The sequence below is a fragment of the Streptococcus infantis genome (assembly GCF_000960085.1).
GTDB lineage: Bacteria > Bacillota > Bacilli > Lactobacillales > Streptococcaceae > Streptococcus > Streptococcus infantis_C.
Map to the genome: position 1 here is coordinate 52,137 of NZ_JYGT01000003.1, position 18,242 is coordinate 70,378.

The window sequence follows — 18,242 nt, forward strand, 5'->3', positions numbered from 1 at the left end:
ATAGATAACCATCAGTGAATGTAAAATCAAGTAGATGTAACTTGCGATAATTGTAAATGATTTGTTGTTGTGAGTGAAACGAGCTTCTACCGTATCATTCCGCTGTAGTATTGTTAAGGAATGATACACAAATAAAAATTAGGTATATAAAATGACATACGAAGTAAAATCTCTTAATGAAGAATGTGGTGTTTTTGGTATCTGGGGCCACCCAGACGCTGCCAAATTAACCTATTTTGGACTCCATAGTCTTCAGCACCGTGGTCAGGAGGGGGCAGGAATCCTCTCCAATGATCATGGACAATTGAAGCGTCATCGTGATATGGGGCTTTTATCAGAAGTCTTCAAAAATCCTGCTAATTTGGATAAATTGACAGGAACTGGAGCGATTGGACACGTGCGTTATGCGACTGCGGGAGAAGCTTCTGTAGACAATATCCAACCTTTCCTCTTCCGCTTTCACGATATGCAGTTTGGTTTGGCTCATAACGGGAATCTGACCAATGCAGAATCTCTCAAGCAAGAATTGGAACAAAGAGGGGCAATCTTTAGCTCGACTTCTGATTCAGAAATCTTGGCTCACTTGATTCGTCGTAGCCACAATCCAAACCTGATGGGTAAAATCAAGGAAGCGCTCAGTCTAGTTAAAGGTGGTTTTGCTTATCTCTTGATGTTTGAAGATAAGTTAATTGCAGCGCTTGATCCAAATGGTTTCCGTCCTCTGTCAATTGGGAAAATGGCGAATGGAGCAGTAGTGGTTTCATCTGAGACCTGTGCCTTTGAAGTGATCGGTGCTGAGTGGATTCGCGACGTGAAACCAGGTGAGATTGTCATTATTGATGACAATGGCATCCAGTATGACAGCTATACAAACGATACTCAGCTGGCAATCTGTTCCATGGAGTACATTTACTTTGCCCGTCCTGACTCCAATATCCATGGTGTCAATGTCCATACGGCTCGTAAGCGAATGGGAGCTCAATTAGCACGTGAGTTCAAGCATGAAGCTGACATTGTGGTAGGTGTGCCAAACTCCTCACTCAGTGCAGCTATGGGCTTTGCGGAAGAATCAGGTCTGCCAAATGAAATGGGGCTCATCAAGAACCAATATACGCAACGAACCTTTATCCAGCCGACTCAAGAATTGCGCGAGCAAGGAGTTCGAATGAAATTGTCTGCCGTTTCTGGTGTCGTTAAAGGAAAACGTGTGGTCATGATTGATGACTCTATCGTGCGAGGAACAACATCTCGTCGTATTGTCCAACTCTTGAAAGAAGCGGGGGCATCAGAAGTTCACGTTGCCATTGGGAGTCCTGCTCTTGCCTATCCATGTTTCTACGGAATTGATATCCAGACACGTCAGGAGTTGATTGCGGCTAATCATACCGTTGAGGAAACTTGCCAAATCATTGGTGCGGATAGTCTGACTTATCTTTCGATTGATGGCTTGATTGACTCTATTGGGATTGAAACAGATGCGCCAAATGGCGGTCTCTGTGTGGCTTACTTTGATGGGAAATATCCAACTCCTCTCTATGACTATGAAGAAGAATATCGTAGAAGTTTGGAAGAAAAAACGAGTTTTTACAAATAAAATTCCCCATTGAAGGAAAGGAAAAGGTATAAACAAATGACAAATAAGAATGCATACGCTCCACGTCTCACTACTGACTAAAAGCTAAAGCATTTGTCAGTAGACGCTTTCTCCTATGGGACCAAAGCTAGAGACCTGACTAGTATTTTTAGATAAAATAATTGTTTATCTAAAAATACGTCACAGTCTTTCTCAAAAAAAGAAAAGGAATGAATAAAATGACGAATAAAAATGCTTATGCGCAGTCTGGTGTGGACGTTGAAGCGGGTTATGAAGTTGTTGAACGGATCAAAAAACACGTGGCACGTACGGAGCGTGCAGGTGTTATGGGAGCTCTTGGTGGTTTCGGTGGCATGTTTGACCTTTCAAAAACAGGTGTCAAAGAACCTGTTTTGATTTCAGGTACAGATGGTGTCGGAACTAAACTCATGCTGGCTATCAAGTACGACAAACACGATACTATCGGACAAGACTGTGTGGCTATGTGTGTCAATGATATCATCGCTGCAGGTGCTGAGCCCCTTTACTTCCTCGACTATATCGCAACTGGTAAAAATGAACCAGCTAAACTAGAACAAGTTGTTGCTGGTGTGGCTGAAGGTTGTGTGCAAGCTGGTGCAGCCCTTATCGGTGGGGAAACAGCTGAAATGCCTGGTATGTACGGTGAAGATGACTATGACTTGGCTGGTTTTGCTGTTGGTGTTGCAGAAAAATCTCAAATCATCGATGGTTCAAAAGTAGCTGAAGGCGATGTGATTCTGGGGCTTGCTTCAAGCGGTATCCACTCAAATGGTTACTCACTTGTTCGTCGTGTCTTTGCTGATTACACAGGGGAAGAAGTTCTCCCAGAGTTGGAAGGTAAGAAACTCAAGGAAGTCCTACTCGAACCAACTCGTATCTACGTCAAAGCAGCTTTGCCACTCATCAAAGAAGAATTGGTGAATGGGATTGCCCACATCACGGGTGGTGGTTTCATCGAAAATGTACCACGTATGTTCTCAGATGATTTGGCTGCTGAAATTGATGAAAGCAAGGTTCCTGTTCTTCCAATTTTCAAAGCCCTTGAAAAATATGGCCAAATCAAACACGAAGAAATGTTTGAAATCTTCAACATGGGTATCGGTCTCATGCTTGCGGTTAAACCAGAGAATGTGGAACGTGTCAAAGAACTTCTTGACGAACCTATTTATGAAATTGGTCGTATTGTGAAGAAGACAGATGCAAGTGTGGTGATTAAATAATGGCTAAAAAAATTGCTGTTTTTGCCTCTGGAAACGGCTCAAACTTTCAGGAGATTGCGGAACAATTTCCAGTAGAATTTGTTTTTTCAGATCACCGGGATGCCTATGTCTTAGAGCGTGCCGAAAAGCTTGGGGTATTATCCTACGCTTTTGAACTCAAGGAATTTGAAAACAAGGCAGACTATGAAGGAGCCATTGTCGAACTTTTGGATGAACACAAGATTGACTTGGTTTGTCTCGCAGGCTACATGAAAATCGTCGGCCCTATCTTGCTAGCAGCTTATGAAGGTCGTATCATCAATATTCATCCGGCTTATCTCCCTGAATTTCCAGGAGCTCATGGTATTGAGGATGCTTGGAATGCAGGAGTTGACCAGTCTGGCGTTACTATTCACTGGGTGGACTCTGGTGTTGATACCGGTAAGGTCATCAAACAAGTCCGTGTGCCACGTCTTGAAGGTGATACCCTTGATACTTTCGAAACTCGCATCCACGAAACAGAGTACAAGCTCTATCCAGAAGTATTGGAACGTTTGGGAGTTGCACGCAAATAAGGAAGTGCTAGAGCTGAAAGAAAATTTTCGACTGTAGTAGCTGAAGAACTTTTTAAAAAGGAAGAGAAAAATGACTAAACGAGCACTTATTTCAGTCTCAGACAAAGCGGGCATTGTTGAATTTGCCCAAGAACTCAAAAAACTTGGTTGGGATATCATCTCGACAGGTGGGACCAAGGTTGCCCTTGACAATGCTGGGGTGGAAACCATTGCTATTGACGATGTGACTGGTTTCCCAGAAATGATGGACGGTCGTGTTAAGACTCTCCACCCAAATATCCACGGTGGTCTCCTCGCTCGTCGTGACCTCGATAGTCACCTAGAGGCTGCTAAGGACAATAAGATCGAATTGATTGACCTTGTTGTGGTTAATCTTTATCCATTTAAAGAAACCATCCTTAAACCAGATGTGACTTACGCTGACGCGGTGGAGAACATTGATATCGGTGGACCATCCATGCTTCGTTCAGCAGCGAAAAACCACGCTAGCGTAACGGTTGTGGTAGACCCTGCTGACTATGCTGTTGTGCTTGACGAATTGGCAGCAAACGGCGAAACAAGTTACGAAACTCGCCAACGTTTGGCAGCCAAAGTATTCCGTCACACAGCAGCCTATGATGCCTTAATCGCAGAATACTTCACAGCTCAAGTGGGTGAAACAAAACCTGAAAAACTTACTTTGACTTACGACCTTAAGCAACCAATGCGTTACGGTGAAAACCCTCAACAAGATGCAGACTTCTACCAAAAAGGTTTACCAACGGCTTACTCCATTGCTTCAGCTAAACAACTTAACGGTAAAGAATTGTCCTTTAACAATATCCGTGATGCTGATGCCGCTATCCGTATCATCCGTGACTTCAAAGATCGTCCAACCGTGGTGGCTCTCAAACACATGAACCCATGTGGGATCGGTCAAGCTGATGATATCGAAACCGCTTGGGACTACGCTTATGAATCTGACCCAGTATCTATCTTTGGTGGTATTGTCGTTCTCAACCGTGAAGTTGACGCTGCGACAGCTGAGAAGATGCATGGTGTTTTCCTCGAAATCATCATTGCACCAAGCTATACGGATGAAGCGCTAGCCATTTTGACCAACAAAAAGAAAAATTTGCGTATCCTTGCCTTGCCATTCGACGCTCAAGACGCCAGTGAAGTGGAAGCAGAATATACAGGTGTTGTCGGTGGACTCCTCGTTCAAAACCAAGACGTGGTGAAAGAAAGTCCTGCTGACTGGCAAGTAGTGACTAAACGCCAACCAACTGAGACAGAAGCGACAGCCCTTGAGTTTGCTTGGAAAGCTATCAAATACGTCAAATCAAACGGTATCATCGTGACCAATGATCACATGACACTTGGTGTTGGCCCTGGTCAAACCAACCGTGTAGCTTCAGTCCGTATTGCTATTGACCAAGCTAAAGACAGTCTTGACGGCGCTGTTCTTGCTTCAGATGCCTTCTTCCCATTTGCGGATAACGTGGAAGAAATCGCCAAAGCAGGTATTAAGGCCATCATCCAACCAGGTGGATCAGTCCGTGACCAAGAGTCAATCGAAGCGGCTGATAAATACGGCTTGACCATGGTCTTTACAGGCGTGAGACATTTTAGACATTAAGAAAATAAAAGGGAAGAAAACAGTTTCTTTCCTTTTTTGTTTAAAAAAACTTAACGAAACAAGATTAAAACGAACGTTTATGATATAATATTAGTAAATAATTCGCAAAAGAGGTTGAGAGATGAAACTGTTAGTTGTTGGCTCAGGTGGTCGTGAGCACGCGATTGCCAAAAAGTTGTTGGAGTCTAAAGACGTTGAGCAAGTTTTCGTGGCGCCTGGAAATGATGGGATGACCTTAGATGGACTTGATTTGGTAAATATCTCTATTTCCGAACATTCTAAACTGATTGACTTTGCAAAAGAGAACGATATTGCTTGGACCTTTATTGGACCGGATGATGCCCTTGCAGCTGGTATCGTAAATGATTTCAATGCAGCTGGACTCAAAGCATTTGGTCCGACCAAGGCTGCGGCTGAGCTGGAGTGGTCTAAGGATTTTGCTAAGGAAATCATGGTCAAATACGATGTTCCGACAGCAGCCTATGGGACATTTTCAGATTTTGAGGAAGCCAAGGCTTATATCGAGGAGAAAGGCGCTCCAATCGTCGTCAAGGCAGACGGTTTGGCCCTAGGTAAAGGTGTCGTCGTTGCGGAGACAGTTGAGCAAGCAGTCGAAGCCACTCATGAAATGCTTTTGGACAATAAATTCGGTGACTCAGGTGCGCGTGTGGTCATCGAGGAATTCCTTGACGGGGAAGAGTTCTCTCTCTTTGCCTTTGTCAATGGGGACAAGTTCTACATCATGCCTACAGCTCAGGACCACAAACGTGCTTATGATGGCGACAAGGGTCCTAACACTGGTGGGATGGGTGCCTATGCACCAGTTCCTCACTTACCACAGAGCGTGGTTGACACAGCGGTTGACACCATTGTCAAGCCAGTTCTTGAAGGTATGATTAAAGAAGGGCGTCCCTACCTTGGTGTCCTTTACGCGGGGCTAATTTTGACAGCTGATGGTTCTAAAGTCATTGAGTTCAACTCTCGCTTTGGAGATCCAGAAACGCAAATCATCTTGCCTCGTTTGAAATCTGACTTTGCACAAAACATCACTGATATTTTGGATGACAAAGAGCCAGCCATCACTTGGACGGACAAGGGTGTGACACTGGGCGTGGTTGTAGCATCAAATGGCTATCCACTCGCTTATGAGAAGGGTGTCAAGCTTCCAACCAAGACAGATGGTGACATCATCACTTACTATGCTGGTGCTAAATTCGCTGAAAATGGGCAAGACCTTCTCTCAAACGGCGGACGCGTCTACATGCTGGTTACCACAGCAGATACCGTTCAAGATGGCCAAAACGTTATCTACAATCAACTCAACAAACAAAACACAGAAGGCCTCTTCTATCGAAACGATATCGGTAGCAAGGCCATAAAAGATTAACAGATACTAACTTTGTCATGGCGAGCGAAAGCGAGCCAAAGTAAGATAATGGTCGCCGTGGTGAAAAGACCAGAATAGAAACTGTTTCTGGTCGGAGGAAACTTTGATACCTTAGGCTCAAAGTTTAGGAATGAAACCGAAGGTTTGCTTCCGTCCCCACCACCTAAGACCATTATCAAAAAAGAAAAGGATATTAACTATGAAACCAGTAATTTCCATCATTATGGGCTCAAAATCCGACTGGGCAACCATGCAAAAAACCGCTGAAGTCCTCGACAACTTCGGCGTCGCCTACGAAAAGAAAGTTGTTTCCGCACACCGCACACCGGACCTCATGTTCAAACATGCGGAAGAAGCACGTAGCCGTGGCATCAAGGTCATCATCGCTGGTGCAGGTGGCGCTGCTCACTTGCCAGGTATGGTCGCAGCTAAAACGACCCTTCCGGTTATCGGCGTACCAGTCAAATCACGTGCCCTCAGTGGTGTGGATTCGCTCTACTCTATCGTTCAGATGCCAGGTGGGGTACCAGTCGCAACCATGGCGATCGGTGAAGCGGGTGCGACTAACGCTGCCCTCTTTGCCCTCCGTCTCCTCTCAGTAGAAGACAAGGCCATTGCAGATGCGCTTGCTAACTTTGCTGAAGAACAAGGAAAAATCGCAGAGGAGTCTACAAATGAGCTCAACTAAAACCATTGGAATCATCGGTGGTGGCCAGCTCGGTCAGATGATGGCGATCTCAGCTATCTACATGGGACACAAGGTTATCGCGCTGGATCCAGCAGCTGATTGCCCAGCCTCCCGTGTGGCGGAAATCATCGTAGCTCCTTACAACGATGTGGATGCTCTACGTCAGTTGGCGGACCGCTGTGATGTTCTCACTTATGAGTTTGAAAATGTCGATGCTGATGGTTTGGATGCCGTTATCAAAGAAGGCCAGCTTCCACAAGGAACAGATCTACTCCGCATTTCTCAAAATCGCATTTTTGAGAAGGACTTTCTTTCCAACAAGGCCCAAGTCACTGTGGCTCCTTACAAGGTTGTGACCTCAAACCAAGATTTGACAGATATCGATCTGTCGAAAAATTATGTCCTCAAGACAGCGACCGGTGGCTACGATGGTCATGGTCAAAAGGTTATTCGTTCAGAAGCAGATTTGGAAGAGGCCTATGCTCTAGCCGATTCAGCAGACTGTGTCTTGGAAGAATTCGTCAACTTTGACCTTGAGATTTCTGTCATCGTGTCTGGTAATGGCAAGGATGTGACGGTTTTCCCAGTTCAGGAAAATATCCACCGCAACAACATTCTTTCAAAAACCATCGTGCCTGCTCGCATTTCAGAAAGTCTAGCTGAAAAAGCCAAAGCCATGGCAGTACGAATCGCTGAACAACTGAATCTCTCTGGTACCCTCTGTGTGGAAATGTTTGCAACCGCTGATGACATCATTGTCAACGAAATTGCTCCTCGTCCACACAATTCAGGGCATTATTCGATTGAAGCCTGCGACTTCTCCCAGTTTGACACGCACATCTTGGGTGTTCTCGGAGCACCACTTCCAGCAGCCCACCTCCATGCACCAGCTGTCATGCTCAATGTCCTCGGCCAACACGTCGAAGCTGCTGAAACATATGTGACAGAAAATCCAAGCGCTCACCTCCACTTATATGGTAAACTAGAAGCAAAGCACAACCGTAAAATGGGACATGTGACTTTGTTTAGTGATGTGCCGGATAAGGTTGAGGAATTTGGGAAAGGGATTGATTTTTAAGTGAAAATAGCGATTCTAGGACTCGGAGTGATCGGGACGACTTATGCCTACGCCTTTCAAAAAGCAGGCCATCAAGTGGAACACGTACTGAGAGATAGTAAGAAAAACAATGCACCGAAGGAGTTGTCAGTTGATCTGCTAGATGGTCGCTATCATTCCAAAGGTGAAAACAAACACGACACCTATGAGGTTCATGTGGCAGAAGCTGATTCGGAATACGATTTTATTTTTCTCAGTGTGCGTCATGGTTTTGTCAAAGAAGCCGTGGAAACCTTACGAAAAAATAATATTAAAGGTACCCTCGTTTTCTTTTGTAATTTCTGGGATACTCGAAAAGAGGTCCAAGAGTGGGCAGGAGATTATGACTATATTCTGGCCTTTCCGACAGCTGGAGGTCACATGCAAGAGGACCATTTGGATGGTGTCTTGTTCGACCATTTAATGCTAGAAGGTGAGCAAAAAGCACAGATTTCTAACTATGCTGATCTGACGGATTTACTGACTTCTGCAGATTTGAAGTGGGAAGTACCTCATGATATGCTCGAATGGATTTGGATTCACATGGCGATTAATGCGGGTGTCACTTCGACAGCTGCTCGTTCAGGAAATTTGGAAAACCCAGAAGAATTGGCTTTGAACTTGATGAATAGTTCATCGGAATTGTCATTGGCCATCAAGGCCATTCGAGAGGCTTTGAAAGTCGTAGAAGCGCGTGGCGTGAATTTGAAGCTTTACAAAGCTGAACTCTTACCTTACAAAATTCCCGCTTGGATAGCCGGCAAAGCCATGAAAGTCATGTTTGCTAAAAATGAGCTGACCCGAAAAATCATGACCTTGCACAATGATAAACAGGACATTTTTTACTGCTGTCAAAGTGTTTATCAGACTGGTCAAGAGTTAGGTGTCAAGATGCCTATTCTGGAAGCAAATATGAAGGGCATTTCGATTTAGGAGGTTTTATGATTCAACTCATCGTCAACGCATTTGTTGAAAAAGATAAGACTGGAGCAGTAGTCGAGGTCTTGTATGCTAGTAGCGATCACGAAAAAGTAAAAGCTAAGTATGAAGAGCTAACGGCTCAATATCCTGAAAACTATTTAGCTATCTATGATGTCCCGCTGGATACGGATTTGAATACACTAGATCACTACCCATCTGTGTGGATTGGGAAAGAAGAATTTGAATAAAACGACTGTTGGTTGCTAGCTGATGTGAAACGTCAAAAGAAAGGAAAATAAAACAATGATCGAACGATACTCTCGCCCAGAAATGGCGAACATTTGGACTGAAGAAAATAAATACCGTGCTTGGCTTGAGGTGGAAATCTTGGCTGACGAGGCATGGGCTGAATTGGGAGAAATCCCTAAGGAAGATGTGGCTTTGATCCGTGAAAAAGCGGACTTTGACATCGACCGTATTTTGGAAATCGAGCAGGAGACTCGTCACGATGTGGTGGCTTTCACGCGTGCGGTTTCTGAGACGCTTGGTGAAGAGCGCAAGTGGGTTCACTATGGGTTGACTTCTACTGACGTGGTAGATACTGCCTATGGTTACCTCTACAAACAAGCCAATGATATCATCCGCAAGGATCTTGAAAATTTCACCAACATCATCGCTGCTAAAGCGAAAGAACACAAGTTCACTATCATGATGGGTCGTACCCACGGTGTGCACGCTGAACCTACAACTTTTGGTCTTAAATTGGCAACTTGGTACAGCGAAATGAAACGTAACATCGAGCGTTTCGAGCACGCAGCTGCTGGTGTGGAAGCTGGTAAGATTTCTGGTGCGGTTGGTAACTTTGCTAACATCCCACCATTCGTTGAAAAATACGTCTGCGATAAACTTGGTATCCGTGCTCAAGAAATTTCTACACAGGTCCTTCCTCGTGACCTTCACGCTGAGTACTTTGCAGTTCTTGCGAGCATCGCAACTTCTATCGAGCGGATGGCGACTGAAATCCGTGGTCTTCAAAAATCTGAACAACGTGAAGTGGAAGAATTCTTTGCCAAAGGGCAAAAAGGTTCTTCAGCAATGCCTCACAAACGCAACCCTATCGGTTCTGAAAATATGACAGGTCTTGCGCGTGTGATCCGTGGTCACATGGTAACAGCTTATGAAAATGTATCACTCTGGCACGAACGTGATATCTCTCACTCATCAGCTGAGCGCATCATTGCACCAGATACAACCATCTTGATTGACTACATGCTCAACCGTTTCGGAAACATCGTTAAGAACTTGACAGTCTTCCCAGAAAACATGATCCGCAACATGAACTCTACATTTGGTTTGATCTTCAGCCAACGTGCCATGCTTACTTTGATTGAAAAAGGCATGACACGTGAGCAAGCTTACGACCTTGTTCAACCAAAGACTGCCCAATCATGGGATAACCAAGTAGACTTTAAACCACTTCTTGAATCAGATCCAGAAGTGACTTCACGACTCACTCAAGAAGAAATCGATGAAATCTTTAACCCAACTTACTATACCAAACGTGTGGATGAAATCTTTGAACGCATCGGTTTGGGTGACTAATCATAATAATAAAAAAGCGAGATACAATCTCGCTTTTTTATTTGTGCCTAATCTTCTTTCTTACTAAGTCCATAAGCTGTGAGTGCAGCCATCAAACCTGTAGCAATCAACCATTCTGAATCTTGGTTTCCTGTTTCAGGAAGTTTATTTTCTTTTGCTACAGGGGCTGGGCCTTGAGGAAGTGCATTGTTTTCCTCAGCAGGAACAGTTGCCGGAGTTGTTTTACTTGAAATTTCAAGTTTTTGATTTTTTTCCACAATAGAAGCAGGTTCTTTTTTATGAGTTGTAGATGTTAGATACATTTCTTGACTAGGTCGTTCTAATCTTGGTTTTGTTTCTGTAATAGATGCTTGTCCATTTTCTACATGAGTGACAAGTTTACCAATTTCGATAACTTGAGCAACTGGTTCTTGAGCGACGACGCTAGTAACCAATGTTTTAACTTCAGATCCATCAGCATTAGTGGTCACTGAATAGAAATGACTACGACGACCATTAACACCTTCAGTTACAACACGAGTTTCTCCTTTAGGCAATGCATCAGTTTCACGAGTGATAGTTGTAAACGGAATTTCTTCTTCTTCAATCACAACACGTGGTTTTGCATCTGCAACTGGAGCAACACCTTCTTCGTCACCAACATGAGTGACTGGAGTTCCAACTTCAACCACTTGGTTGACAGCTTCTTTTGTGACCTTGCTTTCAAGAACTATTTCGGTTTCCTTGCCATTTTCAGTAGCAACTGAGATATAGATTGTACGTTCACCTTTGGCACCTTCAGTGATGACTTTCTCTTGTCCTGCTGGAAGGTTAGGATTTTCTTTCTTAACAATCTCAAACGGAATTTCTTCTGTCTTAACAAGAAGCTCTGGTCGGTTTTCAACTGTAGCAGCAGTTTCACTCTCATCGAGGCTTCCTGAGTGAGTTGCAGCTGGTTTGAGACCAAGTCTAGCAGCTTTGAGATTAGCTACAAGTGTGTCCAATTCAACTTGTTTGTTACGATTGAGGTTGTAGTTAAGAGCATCTTTAGCAGCTTTGAGAACGTCGAGGCTTTCTGTGCTATATCCTTCTAAGTTTTCAGGGATTTGAGCAAGTTCTTCACGTAGCGCTTTGTAGTCAGCACGGAAGTAGTCCTTGTTATGGTCTGCAAAAGCAGTCATGAGTTCAAAGATTTCTTCTTCCTTGTATTCTGCGCTTGGTCTATCAGCCCAGATAGCTAACATACTACCAACAGTAGGTAGGTCAACTTCAGGATATTTAGTTGATGCTAGTTGGTTAAATGGAGTTTTTTCAGTATTTTCAATAGCTTTCTTGAGGAAGCCACCGCCATCTTCTGGTTTTTGACCGAGAATGTAGTACCAATCCCCATTCGTGTTAAGGAATTTGTACCCCTTACTTGCTAGGTATTGAGGAGACGCAAGGTTGTAACCCCACCATCCTTTAGACCAGTAAGAGATGATAACGTCTTTATCAAACTCGACATCGTCCTTGTCTTCGTAGTAGAAGCCATCGTTAAAGGCCATTGGTTGCAAGCCTTTTTCTTTAGCCATGGCAGCTAGGCTATTAGCGTATTCAGCAAATTTACCGTAGAGACCATACCACTTGAGGTAGTACCAACCTTGAGCATTGGTAGCGTCATTAGCATATTCATCTGTACCATAGTTAAAGATCTTAGTCTTACCAGCAAAGAAGTCCATGTACTTGCCGATGAGGGCTTTTGTAAAGTTCATTGCTTCTTCGTTTTCAAGGTCCATAGTTGTTTTTGAAACCTTGTCAAAGTTAGCTTGAGGGTTTGCGATGCCTAATTTTTCCATAGCGACAAGCATAGCATCCATGTGACCTGGGCTATTGATAGCTGGGATTAGTCCAATACCTTTGTTCTTAGCATACTGGATAAGTTCAGTAATTTCAGCTTGGTTCAAAGTAGTTCCGTTAGGATCATCGTAGTAAGATTTTGTTCCTTCGATGATGGCCTTTTTCACATCGTCGCTTGCATAAGTCTTGCCGTTTGCTGAGATACTCATATCATCAAGTAGGAAGCGAAGTCCATCGTTTCCAAGGAGCAAGTGAAGGTCAGAGTAACCGAGTTCGCTGGCTTTATCTACGATGCGTTTAAGTTGGTCTAGCGTGAAGTATTTACGTCCAGCATCGATAGAGATGACCTTGTTCTTCTCAAGTTTTTCAACTTCGCGTTTAGCATCTTCTTCTTTTTGAGCTTCTGGAGTGAGGGTCAAGTTGCTAACAGCTTCTTGGAGTTTTGCGATCGCTTGATCAATAGTATCTTGTTGAGCACGGCTGAGGTTGCTATCGAGAGCACGGATGGCTTTTTCAGCTTCTTTAACGGGTGCAATACTTTCTTCTGTGTAGCGAGTAAAGTCTGTTGGAACTTCTTTCAGAGCTTGTTCAGCAGACTCGTAATCAGCAGCGAAGTATTCAGCGTTAGAGTTTGCAAATTGACGCATGAGTTTGAAGAGACGAGATGGAGAGTAGCGAGCAGACGGAGTATCAGCCCAAGCAGCTACCATACCACCGATAATAGGAACATCAGCTCCTTCTGTTTTTGGAACAGAAGTGATTGGTGTGCTCTTAATACCATTCAAGCCTTGATCGAGGTTGTACCAACCTTGTCCATCAGCATTACGGCCGAGAACGTAGTACCAAGCATCGTTAGTATTGAGGATTTCGTGTCCTTTTTCAGCTAGTAATTTAGAAGAAGCGACATCGTAACCTCCCCAGCCACCAGTCCACATAGAAACGATGATGTCCTTGTCAAAGGTACCAAAACTTGTATCGCTATTATAGTAGATACCGTCGTTGAAGGCCATAGGTTTTAGACCGTGAGATTTGACGATACGAGCTAGGTCATTAGCATAGGCGATGAATTTGTCATAGCCCTTGTCTGGGAATCCATCTTCTGGATACCATTTATAGGCTTGAAGAACGCTCCATCCTTTAGCATCCGTAGCATCGTTAGCGTACTCATCCAAACCGATATTGAAGATTTCAGATTTACCAGCAAAGTAGCCTGCATACTTATCAATCAAAGCTTTTGTGAAGGCAACTGCTTTTTCATTGTCAAGGTCGACAGTACGTGCTGATTCTTTACCAAAATAGTTAAAGTTAGGCTTTTCAATACCCAGTTCTTTCATGGCATTAAGGATAGCATCCATGTGACCAGGGCTATTGACTGTTGGGATAAGTCCAATTCCTTTATCCTTGGCATAGTTAATCAAGTCGGTCATTTGACTTTCAGTTAGGTGATTGCCGTTTGGATCGTTGTAATAGGCATTAGTTCCATTTTCAACAGCGTGTTTGACATCGTCGCTTGCATAAGTCTTGTCACCTACAGTTAGAGACATATCATCAAGCATGAAGCGCAAGCCATCATTTCCAACTAAAAGGTGAAGATCGGTATAGCCATAGTGTTTGGCTTTGTCTATGATTTCTTTCAATTGGTCAGGAGAGAAGTATTTACGCCCTGCATCGATTGAAACGATTTTCTTTTTAGCTAGTTTTTCATTGACTTGAGCTGCTCTTTCTGTAGTGACTACAGGGGCTTCGGCTTGAGCAACTTCTTTGTTTTCTACATTTTCAGGTTCTGACTTTTTGACTTCTTCCGTTACTTCTGGTTTAGTTGGAGCGATTTCGTTCTTGACAGGCTCTTCTACGGTAGGCGCAGGAGCAGCTTCAACTTTTGGTGCTTCAGTAGTTGCTACTGGAGCAGTTGTAGTAGCGTTTTCTGCTGTTGGAGTAGTCTCGAGTTTTTCTTCACTTGTTTGTGGAGACGATTCTCCTGTAGCTTGGATAGTAGGTTGGTCCTCTGTTGTGGCAGGTACAATTCCGTCAGCCGCAACAGCCTGGGCCTGAAAGGCAAATCCAATCAAGACAGAAGCTGCTCCAATTGCATATTTACGAATAGAGAAGCGCTGTTTGTTTTCTGGTTTCATTAAAAAACCTCCCTTTTTATATTTTTTTGATAGCGTTTTCATATACAAATCATATTGTATGTTCTAACTAGAATAAAGTCAAGTTTTTGGATAGATATACTATAAAAAATAGAATAATTTATAAATTAAGATATATTTTTCTAGTTTTGACTCTTTTTTAGTAAAAAGGTTACTAATTATAGATTTGATTGAAATGCTATTCTCAGAAAAGGGAGTCGATGCTATAATGGGTATATAAAAAACCTGAGACAGCCGCCTCAGGATTTTTAAAGATTAGTGGTCACGATCACAAGAAATGAATTTAATTTTGTAGAAATCAGAACGTTTATATGTCTCGATATATTCCAAAACTTGACCAGTTGCTTCAAGCTTAGTTGTCTTAGTTTGGAAAACAGTTGGGAAATAAGTGTCGATTCCTAATACAGAAGCGGCATGTTCTGGAGTTGGAAATACAATTTCATTAATTTCTTCAAAATGCTCATCATTCATGTGAATGTGGTAGTCCAATTTGAAACGATTATAGATAGAACTATAGTATTCAAGGTTTGGATAGTTGGCATTGATGTATTGTTCAGGAATGTATGAACTGTGATAGATATAGGTGATGCCATTTGTTTCACGAACACGTTCAATCTTGTAGTAGAATTGGTCGCCACGTAGGCCGAGCTTTTCTAGATATTTAAGATCGTTCCCGCGTTCGATAGAAAGAACCGTTACCTTATCGTCTTTGGTCTCGAAGATTTCTACATCAGAAAATTCAACGAGTTTATGCTTGCGGGCACGAGCTACGAATGTTCCTTTACCTTGTTGACGAACAATGTATCCGTCTTTAGCAAGATCATTCAAGGCACGAACCACTGTGATTGAGCTAACATCATACATGGAAATCAATTCTGCTTCAGTGTAGAATTTATCTCCACTAGCAAATTGACCAGAAATAATTTTGTTTTTCAATTCATCTTTAATATACTGATACTTTGGAATTGCCATAATTTCACCTCATTTTTTCCTTCTCCACCTATGATTTTAACATAAAATCGAAAAAAAGAGTAGAAAAGCACTGAAAAAATTTAAAATATCGGAATAAGAAATTAGGATACATATAAATAATTTTAATTTTAATTCCTATTTTTGCTTTCTATTTAGAACGTTGATTTTATGGCATTTTGATATTTTTTTAGAAAAAATTTAGTAAAAGACAGAAAATTTTTAAAGAAAATTTCAAAAAGTATTGACATTAATCCCCGATTAGTTTATAGTTGATATAACAATAAATGAAAGCGCAATCTTTTTCGTTTTCAGAGGAGGAAGAATGGCAAGATTTGAAATTAAAGATGATTTCTATCTGAATGGAAAACCATTCAAGGTTTTGTCTGGTGCCATTCACTATTTTAGAATTCCTGCGGAAGATTGGCATCATTCATTGTATAACCTCAAGGCTTTAGGTTTCAATACAGTTGAGACTTATGTCGCCTGGAACATGCATGAACCTGCTGAAGGAAAATTTAACTTTGAAGGTAATCTTGATTTAGAGAGATTTCTTCAAACTGCACAAGATTTGGGCTTATATGCAATTGTACGTCCTTCTCCATTTATCTGTGCAGAGTGGGAATTCGGTGGTTTACCTGCATGGCTCTTGACCAAGGAGATGAGAATTCGGTCATCTGACCCGGCTTTCATTGACATGGTTGGTCGCTACTATAATCAGTTGCTTCCACGTCTAGTTCCGAGATTATTGGAAAACGGTGGGAACATTCTCATGATGCAAGTCGAAAATGAGTACGGTTCATATGGTGAAGACAAGATCTACTTGAGGGAAATTCGACGTTTGATGGAAGAACGAGCAGTTACTTGTCCGCTTTTCACATCAGATGGACCATGGCGAGCAACTCTTAAGGCTGGAACCTTAATTGAGGATGATCTCTTTGTGACAGGGAACTTTGGTTCCAAGGCTACTTATAATTTCTCACAGATGCAAGAATTCTTAGATGAGTATGGCAAGAAATGGCCACTCATGTGTATGGAATTCTGGGATGGCTGGTTTAATCGATGGAAAGAACCAATCATCAAGCGTGATCAAGAAGAATTAGCAGAAGCAGTTCGCGAGGTTTTGGAGCTAGGCTCTATCAACCTTTACATGTTCCACGGTGGAACAAATTTTGGTTTTATGAATGGTTGCTCAGCTCGAGGAACGATTGATTTACCACAAGTAACTTCTTATGATTATGACGGTCTTTTAGACGAAGCTGGAAATCCAACTGCTAAATATTTCGCAGTGAAGGAGATGATGGCGACTCACTATCCTGAGTATCCGCAATCTGAACCACTTTACAAGGAAAGTATGGAAGTTGAATCAATTCCGCTAGTCGAGAAGGTTTCTCTATTTGAAACCTTGGATGACCTATCAAGTCCGATTGAAAGTCTCTATCCTAAAAAAATGGAAGAACTTGGGCAAAGTTATGGCTACCTACTCTATCGTACAGAAGCTAGTTGGGATGCTGATGAAGAACGCATTCGAATTATTGATGGAAGAGATAGAGCCCATCTCTTTGTAGATGGTAAGTGGATTGCAACTCAATACCAGACAGAAATCGGCGAAGATATCTTTTGTCAAGGGGAAAAGAAAGCGCTCTCCAACATTGATATACTCATTGAAAATATGGGACGTGTCAACTATGGACACAAATTCTTAGCAGATACCCAGCGAAAAGGAATTCGCACAGGTGTTTGTAAAGATCTGCATTTCTTGCTCAATTGGAAACACTATCCGCTTCCGCTTGATAATCCTGAGAAGATTGATTTCTCAAAAGGATGGACAGACGGGCAACCTGCCTTTTACGCCTACGACTTTGAAGTCGAGGTGCCGAAGGATACCTACTTAGACTTATCTGAGTTTGGTAAAGGGATTGCCTATGTCAACGGCCACCATCTAGGACGTTTCTGGAATGTCGGCCCAACCTTATCTCTTTATATTCCACACAGCTATCTCAAGGAGGGTGCTAACCGCATCATTATCTTTGAAACAGAAGGGGAACATAAGGAACACATACAATTAACATGTAAACCAAAATTCAAACAAATAAAGGGGGAAAATTTATGACAATTGTAGGATGCCGTATCGATGGACGTTTGATCCACGGGCAAGTAGCCAATCTATGGTCTGCAAAACTGAATGTTTCACGTATCATGGTTGTAGACAACGATGTTGTGAATAACGATGTTGAAAAGAGTGGATTGAAACTTGCGACACCGCCAGGTGTAAAACTTAGTATCTTGCCGATTGATAAAGCTGCAGCAAACATTCTTGCTGGCAAATACGATAGCCAACGTGTTTTAATCGTTGCTAGAAAACCAGACCGTTTCCTTGGTTTGGTTGAAGCAGGCGTGCCGCTTGAAACAGTCAATGTCGGTAATATGTCTCAAACACCAGAAACTCGTGCTATCACACGTTCTATCAACGTTGTAGATAAAGACGTAGAAGATTTCCGTAAATTAGCGGAAAAAGGTGTAAAACTTACTGCTCAAATGGTTCCAAATGATCCAGTTTCAGACTTTTTGAGTTTATTAAAATAGGAAAAAATTTTTAGGAGGTCA

General features: G+C 42.6%; 14 protein-coding genes. 12 read left to right on the forward strand and 2 right to left on the reverse strand.

Annotation, left to right across the window (positions count from 1 at the left end; translation table 11 throughout):
• The first annotated feature begins 151 nt into the window (after positions 1-151).
• From purF to purB, 10 genes are all read left to right on the forward strand, one after another.
• Positions 152-1,594, forward strand: coding sequence for an amidophosphoribosyltransferase (gene purF, locus TZ94_RS00905; RefSeq protein ID WP_045613307.1), 1,443 nt, complete (start codon positions 152-154; stop codon positions 1,592-1,594).
• A 218-nt stretch (positions 1,595-1,812) separates the two neighbouring features.
• Entirely contained in the window at positions 1,813-2,835 is a 1,023-nt protein-coding gene (gene purM, locus TZ94_RS00910; protein WP_045613309.1) for a phosphoribosylformylglycinamidine cyclo-ligase, read from the forward strand.
• Positions 2,835-3,389 carry a phosphoribosylglycinamide formyltransferase gene (gene purN, locus TZ94_RS00915; RefSeq protein WP_045613311.1) on the forward strand — a complete coding sequence of 185 codons (555 nt, stop codon included), beginning with the start codon at positions 2,835-2,837 and terminating at the stop codon, positions 3,387-3,389. The genes purM and purN overlap by 1 nt, the downstream gene beginning before the upstream one ends.
• A gap of 70 nt (positions 3,390-3,459) precedes the next feature.
• Positions 3,460-5,007, forward strand: coding sequence for a bifunctional phosphoribosylaminoimidazolecarboxamide formyltransferase/IMP cyclohydrolase (gene purH / locus TZ94_RS00920; RefSeq protein ID WP_045613313.1), 1,548 nt, complete (start codon positions 3,460-3,462; stop codon positions 5,005-5,007).
• Between the two features lie 121 nt (positions 5,008-5,128).
• Positions 5,129-6,394 carry a phosphoribosylamine--glycine ligase gene (purD, locus tag TZ94_RS00925; protein WP_045613315.1) on the forward strand — a complete coding sequence of 422 codons (1,266 nt, stop codon included), beginning with the start codon at positions 5,129-5,131 and terminating at the stop codon, positions 6,392-6,394.
• Between the two features lie 199 nt (positions 6,395-6,593).
• Positions 6,594-7,082: a 5-(carboxyamino)imidazole ribonucleotide mutase gene (purE, locus tag TZ94_RS00930; RefSeq protein WP_045613317.1), complete on the forward strand. Its 489-nt coding sequence runs from the start codon at positions 6,594-6,596 to the stop codon at positions 7,080-7,082.
• Positions 7,069-8,160, forward strand: coding sequence for a 5-(carboxyamino)imidazole ribonucleotide synthase (gene purK, locus TZ94_RS00935; protein WP_045613320.1), 1,092 nt, complete (start codon positions 7,069-7,071; stop codon positions 8,158-8,160). The genes purE and purK overlap by 14 nt, the downstream gene beginning before the upstream one ends.
• Positions 8,161-9,111 carry a ketopantoate reductase family protein gene (locus TZ94_RS00940; RefSeq protein WP_045613322.1) on the forward strand — a complete coding sequence of 317 codons (951 nt, stop codon included), beginning with the start codon at positions 8,161-8,163 and terminating at the stop codon, positions 9,109-9,111.
• Between the two features lie 8 nt (positions 9,112-9,119).
• Positions 9,120-9,347 carry a hypothetical protein gene (locus tag TZ94_RS00945; RefSeq protein WP_045613324.1) on the forward strand — a complete coding sequence of 76 codons (228 nt, stop codon included), beginning with the start codon at positions 9,120-9,122 and terminating at the stop codon, positions 9,345-9,347.
• A gap of 55 nt (positions 9,348-9,402) precedes the next feature.
• Positions 9,403-10,701, forward strand: coding sequence for an adenylosuccinate lyase (gene purB, locus TZ94_RS00950; RefSeq protein WP_045613326.1), 1,299 nt, complete (start codon positions 9,403-9,405; stop codon positions 10,699-10,701).
• A gap of 47 nt (positions 10,702-10,748) precedes the next feature.
• On the opposite strand, the gene strH is transcribed toward purB, so the two are convergent.
• Positions 10,749-14,648, reverse strand: coding sequence for an LPXTG-anchored beta-N-acetylhexosaminidase StrH (gene strH / locus TZ94_RS00955; protein ID WP_045613328.1), 3,900 nt, complete (start codon positions 14,646-14,648; stop codon positions 10,749-10,751).
• A gap of 273 nt (positions 14,649-14,921) precedes the next feature.
• Complete coding sequence (locus tag TZ94_RS00960) at positions 14,922-15,638, reverse strand: GntR family transcriptional regulator (protein ID WP_045613330.1); 717 nt, start codon at positions 15,636-15,638, stop codon at positions 14,922-14,924.
• A 322-nt stretch (positions 15,639-15,960) separates the two neighbouring features.
• Between TZ94_RS00960 and TZ94_RS00965 the strand changes: the two genes are divergently transcribed.
• Positions 15,961-17,748 carry a glycoside hydrolase family 35 protein gene (locus TZ94_RS00965; protein WP_045613333.1) on the forward strand — a complete coding sequence of 596 codons (1,788 nt, stop codon included), beginning with the start codon at positions 15,961-15,963 and terminating at the stop codon, positions 17,746-17,748.
• Positions 17,745-18,221 carry a PTS sugar transporter subunit IIB gene (locus TZ94_RS00970; RefSeq protein ID WP_045613335.1) on the forward strand — a complete coding sequence of 159 codons (477 nt, stop codon included), beginning with the start codon at positions 17,745-17,747 and terminating at the stop codon, positions 18,219-18,221. Before TZ94_RS00965 ends, TZ94_RS00970 begins: the two co-directional genes overlap by 4 nt.
• Positions 18,222-18,242 lie beyond the last annotated feature (21 nt).